The sequence below is a fragment of the Sphingoaurantiacus capsulatus genome (assembly GCF_042648405.1).
Taxonomy (GTDB): Bacteria; Pseudomonadota; Alphaproteobacteria; order Sphingomonadales; family Sphingomonadaceae; genus Sphingoaurantiacus; species Sphingoaurantiacus capsulatus.
In genome coordinates, this window is sequence record NZ_JBHRXV010000004.1 from 165,743 (window position 1) to 185,076 (window position 19,334).

Sequence of the window (19,334 nt, forward strand, 5' to 3'; positions counted from 1 at the left end):
ATCCGCTCGGCTAGCCGAGCGCGCGCTGCCCCGCCCGCGTTACCAGGAAGCCGAGCGCCGCCGCCGCCAGCATCGTCACCGCGGCGACGACGAAACTGAACCCGGCGTCGGTCGCGGCGGTCAGGCTGTAGACCCAGCCAAAGAACAGCGGCGAGGCCACCCCGGCGATGCTGGCGACGCTGTTGTTGGCGCCTTGCAACTGGCCCTGCTCGCGCTCCGACACGCGCGCGGTCATCAGCGACATCATCGTCGGCATGGCGATCGCCCACAGCGCATTGGGGATCAGCGCCAGCGCGAACCACAGCGCGTTCGGCGCCAATGCCATCGCCAGCAGCCCGCTGGCGCCGAATACGAAGCCGAGCACCATCGTGCGCCGGTCACCGAGCCAGCGCGCGACATGGCCGACCAGCCAGCCCTGTACCGCCATCTCCAGCAGCCCGGCCGCGCCGAGCAGCAGCCCGATCTCCAGCGTGCTCAGCCCATAGCGAAAGCCGGCGTAGAGCACATACACGGCCGAGAAGACGTGATGCGTGAAGTGCAGCAGGAAATAGGTACCCGACAGCCCGAACAGCTCGGGGTGCGAGCGCAAAAGCCGTAGCGAGCCGAGCGGGTTGGCGCGGGCCCAACTGAACGCCATCCGCCGCTCGGGCGGCAGCGATTCGGGCAGCACCAGCAGCCCGTAGAGGAAGGCGAGCGCCGAAAGGCCCGACGCCACCCAGAAGGGCAGGCGCGGATCGATATCGCCGAGCACGCCGCCCAAAGCCGGCCCCGCGACGAAGCCGGCGCTGAACGCCGCGCCGATCCAGCCGAAGCCCTTCGACCGCTCCTCCGGCTCGGTGATGTCGGCCATATAGGCGAAGACCGCGGTGAAGCTCGACGACGTCATGCCGCCGATGATGCGGCCCACCGCCAGCCACCAGAGGTCGGGCGCCAGCGCCATCAGCGCCCAGTCGAGCGACAGGCCGACGGTCGAGATCAGCAGCACCGGCCGCCGCCCGAACCGGTCGGACAGCGCGCCGATCACTGGCGAGCACAGGAACTGCATCGCCGCCCACAGCGCCACCAGCACGCCGTTCCACACGCCCGCCTGCGCATTCGACCCCGCGAACTCCTCGATAAGGGTCGGCAGGACCGGGATCACCAGCCCCATCGCCATCACGTCGAGCAACGCGGTGACGAGGATGAAGGCGACGGCGGGGCGATACCGCGAACGGGGCAACACGGACGACATGGCGCGGGGCGTGTAGCACGGCCGCATGGCATTCGTGCTAGACGAAACGGATGTCGACCACCCGCCTCACCCGCCATGTCGCCGCGCCGCCACACCGCGTCTATGCCGCGCTCATCACCCCCGACGACCTCGTCTGCTGGATGGTCCCCGACGGCATGACCATGACCGTCCACCACCTCGACGCGCGCGTCGGCGGGTCTTTCCGCATTTCGCTGACCTACGACGCACCGACCGACAGCGGCAAAAGCGACGCGCAAACCGACAGCTATCACGGCCAGTTCGTCGAGCTGATCCCCGCCGAGCGCATGGTCCAGACCATGGAGTTCGAAAGCGACGACCCGTCGATGCACGGCACCATGACCGCCACCTACACCCTCACCCCCACCCCCGACGGCGGCACCCACCTCGTCGCCGTCCACGCCGACGTACCGCCGGGCATAAGGCCCGAGGACAATGAGGCGGGCTGGAGTGAGTCCCTCGGCAAGCTGGCGGCGCTGGTCGAGGCGACAACACCGCGAAAGCGGCCTCGATGATCCGCCTTCGCCTCGCCACACCGGCGGATGTCGCCGCCAATTTCGCCATCTGACGCGGCGCGGTGCTCGCCCGTGCGCGGGCGGTGCATCCGGTGCTGACGGTCGATGTCAACGAGGACAACGCGGGCGCGGGCGGATTCGTCGGCGTCGGCCGCCCCTATCCGCTGCTCCACCTGCGCGGCTAGCGCCCGGCCAGCGGCCGCACCTCCTGCAACAGCGCCGCGAACGTCCGCCCCGGCTCCTCGATCATCGGCAGGTGCGCCGAATGCTCCAGCCACACGATCTTCTTCGCTGGCGCCCTCAGCTCGCGCATCCAGTCGGCGACGATCGGCGACGGCGTCGTATAGTCGTGCCGCCCGAGCAGCATCACCACCGGCACGTCGAGCCGCTTCACGTGCGCGAAGGACAGCGGCGCGAGCTGCGGGAACATCGCCTTGATGGTGAAGGCGCTGCCGTCGAGCCACGCCTTGCGGTCGGCGGGCAGATATTCGGGCGAGAGCCGCTTCGACTGGAAATAGAAATCGGCGTTATCGCGATAGGCGGCGAGCGCGCCGTAATGCACCGACCATTTCCGCTCTGTGGTCATCTTGTCGATGCTGAATTCGCCCGGCCCCGGATAGGGCTCCAGCGCTTCCAGCTCGCGCACCGCCGTCGCATTGCCCGCGGCCTTTGCCTTCGCCAAGGTCCATTCGTATCCGGCGCGCTCGCCTTTGCGGAAGTCGATGATCTGCCCCATGCCGACATAGGCGTGCAGCAGGTCGGGCCGCTTTGCCGCCACCGCCAGCCCGACCGCCGATCCCCAGCTATGGCCGAGCAGCACCACCTTCCGCTGCCCATAGCGCTTCGTCAGCTGCTCGATTAGCTCGATGGCGTCGTCGCGGTAGCGGTCGGGATTGAGCGTCGGCGCCAGCGCATCGGGATCGTTCAGCGGAAACGACCGCCCGGCCCCACGCTGGTCCCACTGCACGACGGTGAAAACATCCTCCCACGGCCGCTGGAACGCCCAGGCGGTCGGCAGCTCGACCGCGCCGGGGCCGCCGTGGACGAACAGCAGGATCGGGTTGGCCCGGTCGGCGCCGCGCACATTGACCATCTGCCGCGCCCCGCCGAGCGTTACTTCGAACGTCTCCTGCACGCCCTCCGGCGTCACGATCGTGCCGATCTTCGCCACCACCTCGCGGCCGGGCGCGTAAGGGTCGGTTTCGGACGCGGGCGCGGCGGCGAGCAGCGGCAGCGCCAGGAGGATTCGAAGTTTCATGCCGCGAGACTAGCGGCTCAGCGCGGCTCCAGCCACCAGGTCTGCCGCCAGCCCTCGACCGACCTCACCGGCCGGCCATTGGCGTCGAGCGCCGGCTTGTAGCGGAAGCGCTTCTCGATGAGCGCGCAGGTCGTCGCATCCAGATCGCTACGCCCGCTCGACTGCACCACCCGGCAATTGCTCACCCGGCCATCGGTCCCGACCTCGAAATTGGTCACCACCGCACCACCGGCGCGCGCCTTGCTCGCCGCGCGCGGATAGTCGCGGTCGCGGATCCGGCCGCTCACCCAATAGGCACTGCCGCCCCCGCCGCCCGTCCCGGTGCCCTGACCGCCGCTGCCGAGGCCTTGGCCCACGCCACCGGCGCCGGTACCGGGCCCAACCACCGGCGTCGCGCCCGCATCGGCCTCACGCCCGCTGCTCGCCACCGGCGCGGCGACGATCGGCGGCGGCGTCTCCACCTTCACCACCGGTTTCGGCGCCACCACTTCAGTCGGCTTGGCGTGCTTGTTCGCCGCCGATGCCTCACCCGCCTCGTTCGGCGCCTGCTTCGCCGGCTCGGGCGACGGTGCCACCGGCGGCGCCGGGGTCGGCACCTCGAACACCTCCATCGCCTGCGTGACGATCGGCGAAATCACCGGCGATTGCGTCGCCACCAGCCAGACCACGGCCGCATGCGCCACGACCACCGCTGCGGCGGTCGCGGGGCTGCGGTGCGAACCGGGATCGGCAAAGGCCATTCCACCTCCTGTCGTCCGCCACAGGACGACAGGGCGGAGGACAAGGTTCCCTCTACACGACCCCGGCTTGCGCCAGCTTGAACGGGCCGGGGGCCTTACCCGAAGTTCCGTTTGATCGTGATGAACGGCAGGATGTGCCGCTTGCGCTCGCGATATTCGAAGCTCGTCGGGTTCGGGCTGCGGCGATCGGGCGTAAAGAAGGTCCGCTCGCGCACATATTTGCTGTCGAGCAGATTCTCAATCCCGACGGTGATCGTCGTCGTCGCCGACGGGCGGTACTCGGCGAAGATCTCCACATAGTGGCTGCCCAGGTTGCGATCGAGCTCGTTGCGCCGGAAATTGGTGTTCACCGTGCCATATTCATGGAGCACGCCCCAGGCGAACTTGCCGAGGTCCTGACGGAAGCTGGTCTCGGTGTAGAGCGTATTGTTGCCCGAGAAGCTGCGGTTCCTGAGCGTATAGGGATCGCGCACCGAGGTATCGACCATCGACCAATAGGTCTTGAGCCGCCCGCCCTTGATGCCCATCGCGGAGAGCGGCACGTCGACCGTCGCGCGCGCGATCAGCTCGGTGCCATCGCCAAGGTTGCCCGGCGCGTCGAAGCCTTCCGGCGTCGGCACGCGGTCCTGCACCAGGCTGACGAAGGTGCGCCCCGCCTCCAGCTTGATGAGGCCGTCGCCGAGGACGGTCTTTTCTGCGGTGAGCAGGAATTCCCAGGCGCGTTGCGGGACGAGGTTGGCGTTGCCGCCGTTGACGCGGTCGTTCGACAGTTCGGCGACGCTGATGAAATCCTCGAACTGCAGCTGCGCCACGGTGCGTTGCGCCGACAATTGCAGGCGCCAGCCGTCGCCGGGGCGCCAGTCGAGCGTCGTCTTCGGCTTCCAGAACTGAAGTTCCCGCTCGGCGGTCGCGTCGCCCGACACCGTGAGGCGCGACGCCTCGTAGGTCAGGTCCATGTCGAGACGCAGCGTCGACGACAGCGCGCGGCCGCCGTTGATGAAGCCCTCGGCCCGCTTCTCCTTCACCTTCGCCTGGTCCACCGGCAGGTCGACGCGGGTGCGCGTGCCCGTACCGTCGATCGTGAAGAAGCCGACGTCGCTGTCGAGAATGTTGAGCGCGCCCTCGGCACCGGCCTCGACGGTCCAACCGGCCCAGCCGGTGCGGTTCCAGACGAGGCGCGCCACCGTCTCCTCGCGGCGGTCGACCAGCAGCTGGTCGGAGCCGCCGATCGTGGCCGCGCCGACGCGATTGACCGATTCGTCGAGCCGCTCGCGGTTGCGGCGCGTCGCGACTCCGACCAGCTTCAGCCCGCCGCCGGCGAGCGGCCGGGTGATGTCGCCGCCGATCTCATATTCCTCATAATCGTATTTCTGATCGAGGCTGTCGTCGCGCGCCGGCCCCGTGGCGGGAAACACGCTGTTCGCCTGGCTCAGCCGGAACCAGTCGATGAAATAGCGGCCGTTCAGATGCGCGGTCTTGTTGGTGCCGCCGTCATAGGCCCATGACGCGGAGACGTTGAGGTTCGGCTCCTCGGTCTCGTTGATCTTGCGGCGGAATTCGATCAGCTCGCCCGACGGCAGCCTCGTGATCCGGTCGCTACCTTCCTCGGTCACCGCATCGCTGTCGAACTCGATCGCCGCGTTGAAGGTCGAGGCGCCGCTGCGCACGAGGCCCGACAGGCTGCCTTCGGGGTAGATGGTGCCGTCGTAGCCGCGGCGCGCATGCGCCATCGCCGTCCCGGCGACGCCGCCCGATTCGCTGAGGATCAGGTTCACCACCTGCGCCTTGCCGGCATATTCGGACCCGAAGGTCTCGCCCGGCCCGACCTCGACGCGCAGCACGCGGTTGGCCGGGATGCGCGACAGCACGGTATCGAGCGTGTCGCTCTTCGTTGCCGGCCGCTGGCCGTTGATGACGACGTTGCCCGCCGCCTGGCCGAAGCCGCGCACTTCGGTATCGCCTTCGTCGAGCTGGAAGCCGGGCACGCGCTCGATGATCTGCAGCGCGTTCGACGGCGCATATTGCTGGAAGAACGCCACCTCATAGACGGTGCGCCCGCCCACGCTGGCCTGCGCCAGCGCCTGTCCCGAGGCCGCACACAACAGTGCGGCGGCGAACAGCCGTCGTCCCAGCATCTTCATATTCGCTCTGCCCTTGCTCTGCGCAGATCTTGGCCCGCGCTTTGCTACATTGTTTACGTGACGCGTCTGCAAGATGCAGGCCACCGCCCTCTCCCTCGGCAATCCGCAGGGGTCGGGCAACGGCCGGCGTCCGGAACCGGACAGCGACTGTCCGGTAAGGGACAATCGCTGCTTGACGACGCGCTACGATTGTAGCTAACTACAAATGTAGCGCATATGGTGCAAGCGCTTTTGTGAAAAGGAACGACGAATGACCTTCCGCTCCCTCCCGCTGATGTCGCTGGCCGTGCTGGCGCTCACCGCTGTCGCCGCGCCCGCGGGCGCCGCCGTCGATGTGCCCACCCCGGCCTTCTCGGCGCTGTCGCTCAACGGCGGCGGCACCGTCACGGTGAAGCAGGGTCCGACTCGCAAGGTCACCATCCTGCGCGGTGATCCCAAAGTCAGCAGCTTCCAGGTGATCGAGCGCTCCTTGCGCATTCGCGCCTGCCCGGATGGCTGCCCCAACAACTACAAGCTCGAGGTGCTGGTCACCGTTCCCGACATCGACGCGCTCGCGGTGCGCGGCGGCGGCAAGGTCGAGATGACCGGCTTCCCCGCGGTGGAAAAGCTGGCGCTGTCGGTGCAGGGCGGCGGCCTGCTCGACACCCGCGCGGTCGAGGCGCGCACCGTCGCCGCCTCGGTCGAAGGCGGCGGCGGCATCCGCACCTGGGCCAGCAAGACCCTCGCCGCCTCGGTTCGCGGCGGCGGCGGCGTGCGCTACAAGGGTAGCCCGACTCTCGCCACGTCAGTGCGGGGCGGCGGCGGCGTGAAGGCCGATTCGGAATAAGCGGCGACGGAGGGGATAGAAGATGCTGGAGAAACTGCCGCCGCGCGAGCGCGAGATCGTCGACCTGCTCTACACGCAGGGCGAGCGCACCGTCGCTGATGTCTGCGCCGCCCTGCCCGACACGCTCACCGCCTCGGCGGTGCGTGCAATGCTGACGCGGCTGGAGGCGAAGGGCTATGTCAGCCGCACGCCTTCCGACCGCGGCTTCCTCTATTCGCCCTCGGTGCCCGAGGCGAAGGCCAAGCAGTCGGCGCTGAGCCAACTCGTTCGCACTTTCTTCGGCGGTTCGCCGGTCGGGGCTGCGACCGCGCTGCTCGGCATGTCGGCGAAGCTCGACGATGCCGAACTCGCCGAGCTTGAGCGCAGCATCGCGGCAGCGCGGAAGGCACGACAGGAGAAGAAGTGATGACGACGGCGCTCCTCATCGAGCTGGCGTGGAAGTCGACGCTGACGCTCGGCGCGACCCTGCTGCTGCTCCGCCTGCTCCGCCACCGCTCGGCGGCGGAGCGGTCGTGGCTGGCGCATGCCGGCCTGCTGTTCACCTTGCTGCTGCCGCTCGCGCATGTCGCGATGCCGCGCTGGAACGTCGAGGCGCCGGCCCCGGTCGCCGAAGTGCTGGCGCCGGTCACCACAACGGCCGGGGCGAGCACGCCGGACACCGTCGTCGCCACGTCGCCCGCGACCATCGGCGAAACGCCTGTCACCGTTTCCATCGCCACCACGCCCGAACCGGCGGCAGCGCCGCTGCTGCCGATATTCGAGTGGATCGACACCGCACTGCTGATCTACGGCCTGCCCGCCGCGCTGCTGCTCGGCATCACCCTGATCGCCGTGGTGCGCCTGTTCGGCCTGCGCCACCGCGCCAACGTGCTGATCGAGAACAGCTGGCTGTCGGCACTCGCCCGCGCGCAGCATCGCATGGACTTCAAATATGGCACTGCGCTGCTGGTCAGCTCGGACATCGGTTCGCCGGTGAGCTGGGGCGTGCTGCGCCCGGTGATCCTGCTCAACACCGAAGCCCTCGAATCGCGCGAACAGGCCGAAGCCGTGATCGCGCACGAGCTGGCGCATGTCGCCAACCTCGACTGGGCGAAGCTGCTGCTCGCCCGCATCACCGCGGCGGTATTCTGGTTCAACCCGCTGGTCTGGGTGCTGACCAAGCAGTGCCATCAGCTGCGCGAGGAAGCCGCCGACGACGCGGTGCTGTCGCACGACGTGCCCGACCTCGACTATGCCGAGCTGCTGGTCGGCGTCGCCCGGCATGAGAGCGGCGCGCTGCTGCTCGCCGCCAACGGCGTGGCGCCGAGCCGCGGTTCGCTGGCCCAGCGCGTCACCCGCGTGCTCGATACCAGCCTGCGCCGTGCGCCGGCGCGTTTCGGCTGGACCGCCGGCATCACTGCCGGCGCGCTGATCTTCGCCGCGCCGCTCGCCGCGCTGTCGCTGGGTGCGGCGGGTGGCGAGGCACCGGGCGAACGCCTTCAGATGGCGGCGCTGCAGCCGCCCGCCATTCCCGCGCCGGCCGCGGCACCGCAGCCGCTTGCGGCGCCGGCGCAGCCGGTCGCGCCGACCGCAATGGCAGCCGCGATCACGCAGGCGGTGGCCGTCGCGGTTCCGCAGCAACTCGCCAATGCTGTCGATACCGATATCGACGTCGATGTGGATGTCGACGTGGACCTCGATCTGGACGAGCCGAGCCACATGACCTTCCGCAGCGGCGGCAAGGCGCCGTGGAAGGTCGGTTCGGTCGTGCCGCTGCCGCGCGTCGAGGCGCTCGCGCTCAACGGCGGCGGCGAGGTGATCCTGCGTCACGGCGCGCGCAGCCAGGTCCGCTTCCTCGGCGGCAATCCGGCGGCGGCGAAGCTCAATGTCTCCAACGACAATCTGTCGATCAGCGGCGGCGCCAACGGGCTGAAGCTCGAACTGACCGTGCCGTCGATCGAGGCGATCTCGATCCGCGGCGGCGGCGTCGTCGTCGCCCGCGGCGAATTCCCGCCGACCCGCGACCTCGCCATCGCCGTTCACGGCGGCGGCGTCGTCGAGACCGACGCGATCAAGGCGCATGAAGTAGCAGCGGCCATTCGCGGCGGCGGCGAGATCCGGACCCGCGTCGAGCATGAGCTGGCGGCGAGCGTCACCGGCGGCGGCGACATCAACTATCGCGGCGACCCGCGCGAGGTGGCGCGCGCCATCGAGGGCGGCGGCACCATCAACCGCGTCGGCAACTAGGGTAGAACGCGGCGGGGAGGCTCAGGCCTCCTCGCCGCCCTCGGCCTGCAGCTCCTTGAGCATCGACAGCGCGACTGCTTCCAGCTCGAGGTCGCGGATCAGCTCCTTGACCAGCTTGAAGGGGCGCGGCTGCTCGAGGCACTGCTCGGCGATCAGCTGCGCCAGCAGGTTGCGCAGCGCGGTCGGGGCCGCGGCATAGCGAACTTCCTTTTCGAGCTCGTCGGCGCCGCCGTCGATGGCCGCGTCGAGCGAATCCATCAGCACGCCGATCGCCTCGCCGACGCGCGCATCATATTCGGCGTCCGACAGGGCATCGAGCGGCGAGGTCGGGGTATCGCTGTTGGTCATCCGGGTGCTCCATCGAAGGTGCCGCCCGAGTGGGCGTGCCGCGCGCCCGCGTCAAGCACGCGAGCGTCATCGGAGCATCGATAAGGGAAAAAGGTGAGCGCACCGGGTCGAAAGGGAAAAATCGGTCGATGCGCTCTGAAGGGGATTTAGTGCCCAAAAGGTATAGATATGGTTAACAGCGTGTTTCCCTTGTTTTCCCGAACGAAAGCAGCGCGCTGAGCAGTGCGGAATCCAGTTGTAATGCAATTTGATTCCGCTTATGCGTGCAAGCGACGACCCGACCCGGTGCCGTGCACGGCGCTGGAAAGAGATCGGCGGATGGGGACAGCCGCCGAGGGCGCCACATCATTGGAATTGCAACGGTTGACGCGTCGCCGGTCACGGCGCCGTGGAGGGAGAGATGCTATGAAGTTCATGGTTGGTGCCGCGCTGATCGCGCTTGCCGGTCTCAGCGCGCCGGCGATGGCGCAGTCGGGCGAGACGAAGCCGAAGAAGGTCCGCATGGCCTGCAAGGAGGAGGCGGTCACCGGCAGCTTCACCCGCAAGGCCAAGCAGTGCCGCACGGCGGTGAACGTGACCGAGCGCAAGGAAGCGCCGAAGGCGCAGGCCGCCACGACGCCGGTGCCCGCCTCGCAGCCGGCCCCGGCGACCACGCCGCCGCAGGCCGACACCACCGCGCCGGACCAGCCCGGCACGCGATAAGCTTTTCAGTTCGGAACGCGCCGCCGCGGCCCGAGAGGGTGCGCGGCGGTTTGCGTTTCAGACGGGCGTCGCGCCGAGCGTCGCGGTCCAGTGATCGAGCTGCGATTTCAGCAGCTTGTCGCGGACATAGTCGATTTCTTCGTCGACTTTCTCCAGCACCTCGAACGACAGACCTTCCGCGCCGTGCGCGTTCCAGGCAGCCTGCAGCCCCGCCGTGCGGCGGCTGCCGGCGCTGAATTCGAAGGACAGGCAGCGCCAGATCGAGTCGAGATCGGGGGCGCGGCCGACCCAGGCTTCGCCGGTCGCGAGGCAGCGGATCGCATAGATTCCGGCGACGGTTTTGCGTTCCTTGTACGCGGCAATGGCGGCTTTGCGGTCCATGGAAGCGGCGAATATCACCCGGGTAAAAATTGACAAGCGGAATTTTACCCGGGTAATAATCAGCGATGGACGACGACAGCCCCGACCGCCCCGTCACCGCCTTTTCCGGCGTGCGGCTGATCGGCCGCGGCCCGCTCGCCAAAGTCGCGGTCGCCATCCCCGGCTGGATCGAGCGCAACCATCGCAGCCACCCGGTTCAGGTGTTCGACGATGCGACCGGCGCGATCATCGACCTCGACCTGCGCGGGACCGCAGAAGAGATCGTCGCCCGCCTGACGCCCGAAGGCGAACCGCGCGGCCGGGGGCGCCCCAAGCTCGGGGTGTCGTCGCGCGAGGTGACCTTGCTGCCGCGCCAGTGGGACTGGTTGATGCGCCAGCCCGGCGGCGCATCGACCACCTTGCGCCGGCTGGTCGACGCCGCCCGCAAGGAAGCGATCTACGACATCCGCGCCGCGCAGGCCGCCGCCTACAAATTCGCGGCCGTGAAGGTCGGGCACCACGCCGGCTTCGAGGAAGCGGCGCGCGCCCTGTTCGCGGGCGACCACGCGGCGTTCAGGAAGCACAGCATCCACTGGTGGCCCGACGTTCGCGCGCATGTCGAGCGGCTGGCATGGCGTGAATCGCCAACAGATGGTGGGACGCACCGCGACGGTTGATTGCGCAGGACCGTGCAATCATACGCGCTGAGCCGCCGCGCCATGCTGGCCGGCGCCGGCGTCGCGGTCGCCGCGAGCGCCCTGCCCGCTCGCGCGCAAACCCCGGTCGCGGCGCAGCCCAAGCCACTGATGGACCGGCTGGTCGAGCGCGCGAGCGAGAACCGGCTGCGCATGGACTATCAGGGCGGGCGCTTCTCGGGACCGGGCTGGGACCGGCTGGTCAGCGAGGGGCGCGCCGCGCACTTCTTCATGGTCGGCGAGGAGCATGGCGTCGCCGAGGTGCCGAAGCTGGTCGGGCAGTTGGCTGCAGCGCTGAAACCCGCCGGCTATGAGCGGCTGGCGATCGAGGTATCGCCGCCGATGACCGCCGAGATCGAGAAGGTGGCGAAGGACGGCTATGCCGGCCTTGAGCGTTTCATGCGCGCCAACGCGCCGGGCGTCGCCTTCTACACGATGCGCGAGGAAGCGCAGATGCTCGCCGACGTGGCGAAAGGCGGCGGCTACCGCTTCTGGGGCCTCGACTATGAGATCATGGGCGACCCGCTGCTGGTGACCCGGCTGCGCGCCAAGGCGCCGGCGTCGGCAAAGGCGCCGATGGACGCGCTGTACACGGTCGTGACCGACGCGCGCGCCAAGCTCCTCGCCACCCGGCAGCAGCAGCATATCTTCGCCTTCGCCGGCGACCCCGAACTGGTACGCGCGGTGCGCCGCGCCTGGCCGTCACCCGATGCCGAGAGCGGCTGGATCCTCGACACGCTGGAGGAGACGCTCGAGATCAACCAGCTGTGGACCAAGGGCCAGGGCTGGGCGTCGAACGCGCGGCGCACCGCCTTCCTGCGCGCCAACCTCCGCCGCCACTGGCTCGCCGAAAAGGCGGCGGGGCGGGCGCCGAAGACGCTGTTCAAGTTTGGCGCCTATCACACCGCACGCGGCCGGTCGGGCACCGAGGTCTATGATATCGGCGAGTTCGCGCCCGCCATCGCCGAACTGGAGGGCAGCCACAGCTATCACCTGCTGGTCGGCGCCGGGATGGACCGGCAGGTCGCCGGCATCAACCTGACGACCTTCGGCTACGACCCTGGCCCGTCGGGGCTCTACAAAGGGGCGTTCGGCGCCGAGGCGCTGGCGGCACTGGCCTACCCGGACGCACCGACGCTGATCGACCTGCGGCCGCTACGCCCGATCATGTCGGCACGGCAGACGAAGACCGCGGACCCCGATCTGGTACGGATGATCCACGGCTTTGATTCGATGCTGGTGCTGAGCGGCAGCACGCCGTCAGCGAGCATGATGACGCTTTAGGGTCTGGGCTCGCACATCCAGCCACCACCCCACAGTCGTCATTCCGGCGAAAGCCGGAATCCAGTCGAACGGTCGGTCTGGATACCGGCTTTCGCCGGTATGACGATGGTAGGTGTTAGTAGCGAAGCGCCTGTCTAGAAGCGCTGATCTACTCGTCGGTGACGAGGCTGTTCAGCGCCTCGCCGATGGCGAGGAGGTTGACGCCCTTGTTGCAGCCGGTGAGGCCGCCGGGGCCGATCGGCGTGCAGGTGCCGGTGCCGCCGGCGATGCGCACGTCATCGGTGCCGAGCGTGCGGGCGGTGCCGCCCTGTTCGACAATGCGCGCGCCCTGCTCGACAGGCACGCCGTCGGGCACGTCGAGCTGACGGAGGCGGAAGCGCTCCTCCTCCGGACGGCGGGCGCAGACGACGATCTCGTCGATACTCGAGGCCGCCGGGCACGGATCATTGCCGTAAACGGTGACCATGCGACGGCGATAATTTTCGACGATCGCGACAGTGGACGTATCAGGTTCGCTGGCGGCGGCGGGTGCCGTGGCATCCTGCGCGAAAGCCGGCGGCGTGAGCGCCGTCAGCAGCAGGGCCAGGCCAAGGGCGGTACGCATCGGGGCCTCCTTTTCGAACCACATCAACGCGCGGAATCCCGAATCGGGACCCTTGCGCCTGCGTATCGATATGCCCTGAAACAGCGTTTAGGTCACGCCGGGTGGGGGAAATTGCCCGCTTTGGCGACCTTGCTGCTGAGCGGCCGGCCGAGGATGCCGGCGAACCATTTGTTCGCCTCAAACGCCGCTTCGATGTCGACGCCGGTCTCAAGCCCCGAGCGCGCGAACAGGAACAGCAGTTCCTCGGTCGCGACGTTGCCGGTGGCGCCGGGCGCGAACGGGCAGCCGCCCAGGCCGCCGAGCGAGCTGTCGAGCGTGGCGACGCCCGCCTGATAGGCCGCCCAGGCATTGGCCGGGCCCATGCCGCGGGTGTCGTGGAAATGGGCGCGGAGCGCGATGTCGGGACCGATCGCCTCTCGCACCCGGCCGAACAAGTCGCTGACCTGCGCCGGCACCGCGACGCCGATGGTGTCGGCGAGCGCGATCTCGACCGCGCCGGCCTCGGCCATCTTCTCGGCCATCATGACGATACGATCGGGCGGGACATGGCCTTCGAACGGGCAGCCGAAGGCGACCGAGATGGTGACCTGCGGCTTCAGCCCCGCCTCGCGCGCGAGGCGCAGCATGTCGGTATTTTCGACGATGCCCTGTGCGACCGTCTGGTTCTGGTTACGCACGCCGAAGCTGTCGGTGCCGATGATGACGCAGCCCGCCTCGTCGACGCCGCGCTTGTTGCCCTCGCGGCTCTCGATCGCGCGCAGCACGCCGCGCTTGTTGAGGCAGAGGCCGATGTAGCTGACGTCCGCCCGGTCGGGCAGGCCGGCGATCACCGCTTCGGCGTCGCCCATCTGCGGCACCCGCGCCGGATTGACGAAGCTCGCCACCTCCAGCCGCCGCACGCCGGCGTCGATCATCCGGCCGATCATGCCGAGCTTCGCCTCGGTCGAGACGACTTCGGGTTCGTTCTGCAGCCCGTCGCGCGGGCCGACCTCGAGAATTTCAACGGCGCGGTCCATGCGCGGCAAATGGCATCGCGCCCGCAAAACGTCAAATCCCTGCCTTGCCTATATTGTGTATGCTTATTATCTCCCCACTCATGTCAGACTCGATGGGTTTTCTTCTCGGCGACGCCTCCCGGCTGCTGCGCCGCCGGTTCGATCAGGACGCGCGCGCCATCGGCGTAACGCGCCCGCAGTGGCGCCTGCTGTTCGCGCTGTCGCGGGCCGAAGGCATCAACCAGGGCGGGCTCGCCGAGCAGCTCGAGGTCGAGGCGATTACGCTGTGCCGAATGGTCGACCGGCTGCAGGAGGCCGACCTCGTCGAGCGCCGCGCCGACCCGGCCGACCGGCGCGCGTGGCGGCTGTTCCTCACCGACAAGGCGCGGCCGCTGCTCGATACGATGCACGAGATCGGCCACCGGGTGATCGAGGAGGCGCTCGACGGCCTCGACGCCGCGCGCCGCGACGCGCTGGCCGAGACGCTGGGTATCATTCGCGCCAATCTCTCCACCCGACCGACCGATGAGCCGCTGAAGGAGGCCGCGCGATGAGCGAGGCGATCGTCGAGGAGACCGGCCAGCGCCGCTGGTGGCGGCCGGTGCTGATGTTCGGCGTGCCGCTGCTGCTCGCCGCCGTCGGCGCCTATTTCTACGTGACCGGCGGGCGCTATGTGTCGACCGACAACGCCTATGTGCGGCAGGATCTACTGTCGATCGCACCCGACGTGTCGGGCCGCGTCAGCGAAGTGGCGGTCGCCGAGAACCAGCAGGTGGCGGCGGGCGCCCTGCTGTTCCGCATCGAAGAGCGCCCGTATCGCATCGCGCTGGAGGAGGCCGAGGCCGCCGTCGCCAACGCCCGCCTGTCGGTGGCGCAGCTTCGCACCGGCATCAATGCATCCCGCGCGGGCATCGAGGGCGCCCGCGCGCAGGTCGCGCTCGAGCAGCAGAATTTCGCGCGGCAGGCTGAGCTTCTGAAGCGCGGCTTCACCACCCGCGCCAGCTATCAGGCGTCGGACAATGCGCTGAAGGAAGCGCGTGCCCGGCTGGCCGCCGCCGAGGCCGAGGGCGCTCGTGCGCAGGCCGCGGTCGCGGGCAGCGTCGGCCGGCCGATCGACGCGCATCCCGAGGTGATGGAAGCCATCGCCAAGCGCGACAAGGCGGCGCTCGACCTCTATCGCACCACCGTCCGCGCGCCGCGCAGCGGTATCGTCAGCCAGACCGACCGATTGCAGGTCGGCCAGGTCGCCGCCGCCGGCCTGCCGATGGTCAGCCTCGTCGGCGGCCAGGGCATCTGGATCGAGGCCAATTACAAGGAAACCGACCTCGCCAACATGGCGGTCGGCCAGCCGGCGACGATCGAGCTCGACGCCTATCCCGACCTGGAGCTGAGGGGCCGTGTCGCCAGCATTGGTGCCGGCACCGGTTCCGAATTCTCGGTGCTGCCGGCGCAGAACGCCAGCGGCAACTGGGTGAAGGTCACCCAGCGCGTGCCGGTGCGCATCGCCATCGACGGCACGCCGCGCCGCGCGCTGCTCGCCGGCCTGTCGGCCGAGGTCACCATCGACACTCGCGCGCGCGCAGTCGCCTCGGCCGGCGCGACGCCGAAGGCGGGTGAGCCCGCTACCGGCCCCTCGCTGGCGATGGCGACGGCGCACTAGCCATGGCGGCGTCCGCCGCGGCAACTGCGCCGGGCGTGGCCCGATCGCCCAATCGCGTCGTCATCACCTTTTCGGTGATGGCGGCGACGATCATGCAGGTTCTGGACTCGACGATCGCCAACGTGGCGCTGCCGCATATGCAGGCGAGCCTTGGCGCGGCGCAGGACACCATCGTGTGGGTGCTGACCAGCTATATCGTCGCCTCCGCCATCGCCATCCCGATCACCGGCTGGCTCGCCGACCGCTTTGGGGTGAAGCGCTTGCTGCTGATCTCGATCGGCGGGTTCGTCGTCACCTCGATGATGTGCGGGGCGGCGCAGAACCTCGACCAGATGGTCGCCTTCCGCGTGTTGCAGGGCGTGTTCGGCGCCTTCCTCGTGCCGCTGGCGCAGTCGGTCATGCTCGGCATCTACCCTCGCGAGAAGCACGGCCAGGCGATGGCGCTGTGGGGCATGGGCGTGATGATCGGCCCGATCATGGGTCCGATGCTCGGCGGCTGGCTGACCGAGAATTTCGACTGGCGCTGGGTGTTCTACATCAACCTGCCGATCGGCATTCTCGCGGCGCTGGGCATCTGGCTGTGCATGGACGAGACGCCGCGCGGCGAGCGGCGGTTCGACCTGTTCGGCTTCGCGCTGCTGGCAATGGCGGTGGGCGCGCTGCAGCTGCTGCTCGACCGTGGCGAGAGCGAGGACTGGTTCGCGGCGCTGGAAATCTGGATCTACGCCGGGCTGATGGTGTCGGGCCTGTGGATGCTGATCGTCCACACCGCCACATCGAGCCGTGAGACGGTGCTGCCGGGGGCGCTGCTGCGCGACCGCAACGTCGTCACCGCGCTGGTGTTCAGCGCCGGGCTGGGCCTCGTGCTGTTCGCCGGCATGGCGCTGATGCCGCCGATGCTGCAGCATCTGTTCGGCTATCCGACGATCACCACCGGGTTGGTGCTCGCGCCGCGCGGCGTCGGCACGATGCTGGCGATGATGGTGGTGGGGCGGATCGTCGGGAAGGTCGACCCGCGGCTGCTGATCTTCCTCGGCTTCGGCCTGACCTCGCTGTCGCTCTACCAGATGACCGGCTTTTCGCTGGAGATGGACATGACGCCGGTGATCGTCAGCGGCGTCATCCAGGGCCTTGGCATCGGCTTCATCTTCGTGCCGCTGAACACGATCGCCTTCGCCACCATCGCGCCCAATCTGCGCACCGATGCGGCGAGCCTGCTGACCCTGATCCGCAGCCTCGGTAGCTCGATCGGCATCTCGCTGGTGACGGTGATGCTGTCGCACAACCTCCAGACCAGCCATGCCGATCTCGCCGCGCATCTGACGCCGTTCAACGTGCCGCTCGCCGACCCCGCGCTGGCGGCGCGCATGGCCTCGGTCGGCGATACCGCGCTGGTCGCGCTCGATGCCGAGGTAAACCGGCAGGCGCTGATGATCGCCTATCTCGACGATTTCCAGCTGATGCTGATCTTGACGCTGGCGATCATGCCGCTGGTCGTGCTGCTGCGAAAACCGAGCCACGCCCCCGACCCGGACGCGCCGCCTGCGCATATGGATTAGCGTTTCCGGCGCTGCTCCAGCACATCCATCACCTCGCGCGCGAACGCAGTCAGCCGCTGCTGCTCGATCACGTCGAGCGGCTTTCGCGCGCTGGTGCCGATGATGCAGAGCGTGCCGATGCGATAGCCTTCGGGCGTCACCAGCGGCGCGCCGGCGTAGAAGCGAATGTTCGCCTCCCCCACCACCAGCGGATTGCCGGCAAAGCGCGGATCGGCGGTGGCGTCGGGCACCACGAACGGCCCGTCCTGATGAATGGCGTGCGAGCAGAAGGAGATCGAGCGCGGCGTCTCCGCCGCCTCCAGCCCGACGCGCGCTGGAAACCATTGCCGGTCGCGATCGATCAGCGACACCAGCGCGGTCGGCACGTCGAAGGCGGCGGCGGCCTCGGCGACGATATCGTCGAGTTCGGGGTGTGCCGCGGCGGCCACGCCATAGGCATCGAGCGCGGCCTGCCGCCCCGCTTCGTTGGCGGGGCGTTCGGCGATGGTGAAACGGCGGATGCTCATGACGGCTCCCCGGCGCCGGTCAGCGGCACGGTGAAGGTGAAGATGGTGTTGCCGGGCTCGCTTTCGAAGCTGAGCCCGCCGCCGTGGCGGTCGACGATCGCCTTGGCGATCGAGAGGCCGAGGCCGGTGCCGCCCTTGGCGCGCGTGTCGGTGGCGTCGGCCTGCGCGAAGCGTTCGAACATCCGCGACTTGAACGCCTCCGGAATGCCGGGGCCCTGATCGGCGACCGAGACATAGGCGACGCCGTCGCCTTCCTCGGCGGTCAGGGTGACGATGCCGCCGTTGTCGGAGAATTTCACCGCGTTCGAGATGAGGTTGGCCATCACCTGCTGGATACGGTGCGAATCGGCGCGCACGTTCAGCGGGCGCGGCAAGGTGCCGAGCGCGAGGGTGACGCCGCGCGCCTCGGCATAGGAGCGGTTGGTCTCGGCGGCGTCCTGCAACAGCTGGTTGAGGTCGTGCGGCCGGATATCGAATGCCATCCGGCCCGATTCGATCTTCTCCATGTCGAGGATGTCGTTGACGAGCAGGCTCAGGCGGTCGGCGTTGCGCAACGCCATATCGGTGAGCGAGGCCTGCGTGTCGGAGAGGCCGGCGGCGAGCGGCCCGGCGAGCATGCCGAGCGCGCCGCGGATCGAGGTGACCGGCGTGCGCAGTTCGTGGCTGACGGTGCTGACGAACTCGCTCTTGAGGCGATCGGCGCGGCGGGCGTCGGTGGCGTCGAGATAGGTGACGAGGAAGCGGCGGCCGGGCAGCGGCACGCCGCGCACCACCGCCGGCGTATAGGCGGCGACATCGCGTTCGAAGAGGAAGGAGCGGCCCTCGCGCGCCAGGGTCAGCTCGTCGGCGATCGCCTCGGGGGCGCTGCCTTCGGCGGCGGCGGGGATCAGGCGGAGCAGTTCGGCGTTGCGGCCGAGGATGCGGCCCTCGCGGTCGGTGACCACCACCGCGACGCCGATATTGTCGAGCGTGACGCGCAGCAGCGCCGCCGCCTGCCGGGCCAGCCGCTGCGCCTCGATCCGGCCGCGCAGCTGGCGGAGCAGCATCAGGCCGATGGCAAGGACGAGGAACAGGGCGCCGATGAGCGCCGCGTAGATCACCTGCTGCGTCAGCCGGTCGGCATCCTGAAGCTCGGCGCCGCGCTCGGCGAGGCGGTTGCGCTCGAAGGCGGCCATCGCGCCGATCTCGGCACGAATCTCGTCCATCAGCCGTTTGCCTTCGAGGCCGGCGACCTTTTCCGTCGCAGCGTCGAGCCCTTGCGTGCGGCGCAGATCGATCGTCGAGCGCATGAAGGCGAATTTATCGGCGAGCAACTTGCCGAGGCGATCGCCGCGCTGCCGCTCGATCGGCGAACCCTGCGCGTCGCGGGTGATCGCGTCGAGCGTGCCGCCGACCTCGTCCTTGCTGACCAGATAGGGTTCGAGGAAACGCTCGTCGCCGGCGATGATGTAGCCGCGCTGGCCGACCTCGGCATCGAGTATCTGGCGCATCAACAGATTGAGCCGCTCGATGCGCGCGCTCGCCGCCTCGACGGCTGCGCGCGCTTCCGCCGCGGCGCTGAGGCGCAGGCCGATGGCGAGCGCCGAGCCCATCACCAGCGCGACGATCAGCGCGAAGCCGACCCAGGCGCGGATGGTGGTGGTGGAGAAGCGGCGGCGCGGCATGC

General features: G+C 69.0%; 21 protein-coding genes. 11 read left to right on the top strand and 10 right to left on the bottom strand.

The features are described from left to right. Nucleotides 1-10: 10 nt before the first annotated feature. Complete coding sequence (locus ACFOMD_RS06010) at nucleotides 11-1,231, bottom strand: TCR/Tet family MFS transporter (RefSeq protein ID WP_380858365.1); 1,221 nt, start codon at nucleotides 1,229-1,231, stop codon at nucleotides 11-13. 50 nt (nucleotides 1,232-1,281) lie between these two features. Between ACFOMD_RS06010 and ACFOMD_RS06015 the strand changes: the two genes are divergently transcribed. Beyond that, entirely contained in the window at nucleotides 1,282-1,764 is a 483-nt protein-coding gene (locus tag ACFOMD_RS06015) for an SRPBCC family protein (protein WP_380858368.1), read from the top strand. Nucleotides 1,765-1,826: 62 nt separating this feature from the next. Next, the gene (locus tag ACFOMD_RS06020; RefSeq protein ID WP_380858371.1) at nucleotides 1,827-1,949 is read left to right on the top strand and encodes a hypothetical protein; all 123 of its coding nucleotides are present in this window, start codon (nucleotides 1,827-1,829) and stop codon (nucleotides 1,947-1,949) included. Here ACFOMD_RS06020 and ACFOMD_RS06025 read toward each other — a convergent pair. The 3 genes from ACFOMD_RS06025 to ACFOMD_RS06035 form a co-directional block, all read right to left on the bottom strand. Next, nucleotides 1,946-3,022 carry an alpha/beta fold hydrolase gene (locus ACFOMD_RS06025; RefSeq protein ID WP_380858374.1) on the bottom strand — a complete coding sequence of 359 codons (1,077 nt, stop codon included), beginning with the start codon at nucleotides 3,020-3,022 and terminating at the stop codon, nucleotides 1,946-1,948. The genes ACFOMD_RS06020 and ACFOMD_RS06025 overlap by 4 nt on opposite strands. 17 nt (nucleotides 3,023-3,039) lie before the next feature. After that, nucleotides 3,040-3,762, bottom strand: coding sequence for an energy transducer TonB (locus tag ACFOMD_RS06030; protein WP_380858377.1), 723 nt, complete (start codon nucleotides 3,760-3,762; stop codon nucleotides 3,040-3,042). A 95-nt stretch (nucleotides 3,763-3,857) separates the two neighbouring features. Next, on the bottom strand, nucleotides 3,858-5,903 hold the full coding sequence (locus tag ACFOMD_RS06035) for a hypothetical protein (protein WP_380858380.1): 2,046 nt from the start codon (nucleotides 5,901-5,903) through the stop codon (nucleotides 3,858-3,860). Between the two features lie 250 nt (nucleotides 5,904-6,153). Between ACFOMD_RS06035 and ACFOMD_RS06040 the strand changes: the two genes are divergently transcribed. From ACFOMD_RS06040 to ACFOMD_RS06050, 3 genes are read left to right on the top strand one after another with little or no spacing between them, the layout of a single operon-like run. After that, complete coding sequence (locus ACFOMD_RS06040; protein WP_380858383.1) at nucleotides 6,154-6,729, top strand: GIN domain-containing protein; 576 nt, start codon at nucleotides 6,154-6,156, stop codon at nucleotides 6,727-6,729. A 22-nt stretch (nucleotides 6,730-6,751) separates the two neighbouring features. Next, nucleotides 6,752-7,135: a BlaI/MecI/CopY family transcriptional regulator gene (locus ACFOMD_RS06045; protein WP_380858386.1), complete on the top strand. Its 384-nt coding sequence runs from the start codon at nucleotides 6,752-6,754 to the stop codon at nucleotides 7,133-7,135. Further along, the gene (locus ACFOMD_RS06050) at nucleotides 7,135-8,955 is read left to right on the top strand and encodes a M56 family metallopeptidase (RefSeq protein WP_380858389.1); all 1,821 of its coding nucleotides are present in this window, start codon (nucleotides 7,135-7,137) and stop codon (nucleotides 8,953-8,955) included. Before ACFOMD_RS06045 ends, ACFOMD_RS06050 begins: the two co-directional genes overlap by 1 nt. Before the next feature lie 21 nt (nucleotides 8,956-8,976). Here the strand turns inward: ACFOMD_RS06050 and ACFOMD_RS06055 are convergent, their stop codons facing one another. Beyond that, a complete protein-coding gene (locus ACFOMD_RS06055) occupies nucleotides 8,977-9,303 on the bottom strand; it encodes a hypothetical protein (protein ID WP_380858392.1) in 327 nt (108 codons plus the stop codon). 405 nt (nucleotides 9,304-9,708) lie between these two features. Here ACFOMD_RS06055 and ACFOMD_RS06060 point away from each other — a divergent pair, with 405 nt between their 5' ends. Continuing rightward, nucleotides 9,709-10,005 carry a hypothetical protein gene (locus ACFOMD_RS06060; protein ID WP_380858395.1) on the top strand — a complete coding sequence of 99 codons (297 nt, stop codon included), beginning with the start codon at nucleotides 9,709-9,711 and terminating at the stop codon, nucleotides 10,003-10,005. Between the two features lie 57 nt (nucleotides 10,006-10,062). On the opposite strand, the gene ACFOMD_RS06065 is transcribed toward ACFOMD_RS06060, so the two are convergent. Further along, nucleotides 10,063-10,386, bottom strand: a complete 324-nt coding sequence (locus tag ACFOMD_RS06065) for a GIY-YIG nuclease family protein (RefSeq protein WP_380858398.1) — start codon at nucleotides 10,384-10,386, stop codon at nucleotides 10,063-10,065. 65 nt (nucleotides 10,387-10,451) lie between these two features. Between ACFOMD_RS06065 and ACFOMD_RS06070 the strand changes: the two genes are divergently transcribed. Beyond that, on the top strand, nucleotides 10,452-11,042 hold the full coding sequence (locus ACFOMD_RS06070; RefSeq protein ID WP_380858401.1) for a DUF2239 family protein: 591 nt from the start codon (nucleotides 10,452-10,454) through the stop codon (nucleotides 11,040-11,042). 12 nt (nucleotides 11,043-11,054) lie between these two features. After that, on the top strand, nucleotides 11,055-12,344 hold the full coding sequence (locus ACFOMD_RS06075) for a hypothetical protein (RefSeq protein ID WP_380858404.1): 1,290 nt from the start codon (nucleotides 11,055-11,057) through the stop codon (nucleotides 12,342-12,344). 148 nt (nucleotides 12,345-12,492) lie between these two features. Here ACFOMD_RS06075 and ACFOMD_RS06080 read toward each other — a convergent pair whose 3' ends face one another. Together ACFOMD_RS06080 and ACFOMD_RS06085 are read right to left on the bottom strand one after the other, a co-directional pair. Beyond that, on the bottom strand, nucleotides 12,493-12,948 hold the full coding sequence (locus ACFOMD_RS06080; RefSeq protein WP_380858407.1) for a hypothetical protein: 456 nt from the start codon (nucleotides 12,946-12,948) through the stop codon (nucleotides 12,493-12,495). 92 nt (nucleotides 12,949-13,040) lie between these two features. Next, the gene (locus ACFOMD_RS06085; RefSeq protein ID WP_380858410.1) at nucleotides 13,041-13,964 is read right to left on the bottom strand and encodes a hydroxymethylglutaryl-CoA lyase; all 924 of its coding nucleotides are present in this window, start codon (nucleotides 13,962-13,964) and stop codon (nucleotides 13,041-13,043) included. Nucleotides 13,965-14,056: 92 nt separating this feature from the next. On the opposite strand from ACFOMD_RS06085, the gene ACFOMD_RS06090 reads away from it, so the two are divergent. Genes ACFOMD_RS06090 through ACFOMD_RS06100 form a run of 3 tightly spaced genes read left to right on the top strand, consistent with a single transcriptional unit; the run spans nucleotide 14,057 to nucleotide 17,162 of the window. Then, nucleotides 14,057-14,497, top strand: a complete 441-nt coding sequence (locus tag ACFOMD_RS06090) for a MarR family winged helix-turn-helix transcriptional regulator (protein ID WP_380858413.1) — start codon at nucleotides 14,057-14,059, stop codon at nucleotides 14,495-14,497. After that, nucleotides 14,494-15,603: an HlyD family efflux transporter periplasmic adaptor subunit gene (locus tag ACFOMD_RS06095; protein WP_380858416.1), complete on the top strand. Its 1,110-nt coding sequence runs from the start codon at nucleotides 14,494-14,496 to the stop codon at nucleotides 15,601-15,603. Before ACFOMD_RS06090 ends, ACFOMD_RS06095 begins: the two co-directional genes overlap by 4 nt. A 2-nt stretch (nucleotides 15,604-15,605) precedes the next feature. Then, nucleotides 15,606-17,162, top strand: a complete 1,557-nt coding sequence (locus ACFOMD_RS06100; protein ID WP_380858419.1) for a DHA2 family efflux MFS transporter permease subunit — start codon at nucleotides 15,606-15,608, stop codon at nucleotides 17,160-17,162. Here the strand turns inward: ACFOMD_RS06100 and ACFOMD_RS06105 are convergent. Together ACFOMD_RS06105 and ACFOMD_RS06110 are read right to left on the bottom strand one after the other, a co-directional pair. Further along, nucleotides 17,159-17,668: a GAF domain-containing protein gene (locus tag ACFOMD_RS06105; RefSeq protein WP_380858422.1), complete on the bottom strand. Its 510-nt coding sequence runs from the start codon at nucleotides 17,666-17,668 to the stop codon at nucleotides 17,159-17,161. The two genes, ACFOMD_RS06100 and ACFOMD_RS06105, sit on opposite strands and share 4 nt — an antisense overlap. After that, nucleotides 17,665-19,332, bottom strand: coding sequence for a sensor histidine kinase (locus ACFOMD_RS06110; protein ID WP_380858425.1), 1,668 nt, complete (start codon nucleotides 19,330-19,332; stop codon nucleotides 17,665-17,667). The genes ACFOMD_RS06105 and ACFOMD_RS06110 overlap by 4 nt, the downstream gene beginning before the upstream one ends. Between the last annotated feature and the right edge of the window lie 2 nt (nucleotides 19,333-19,334).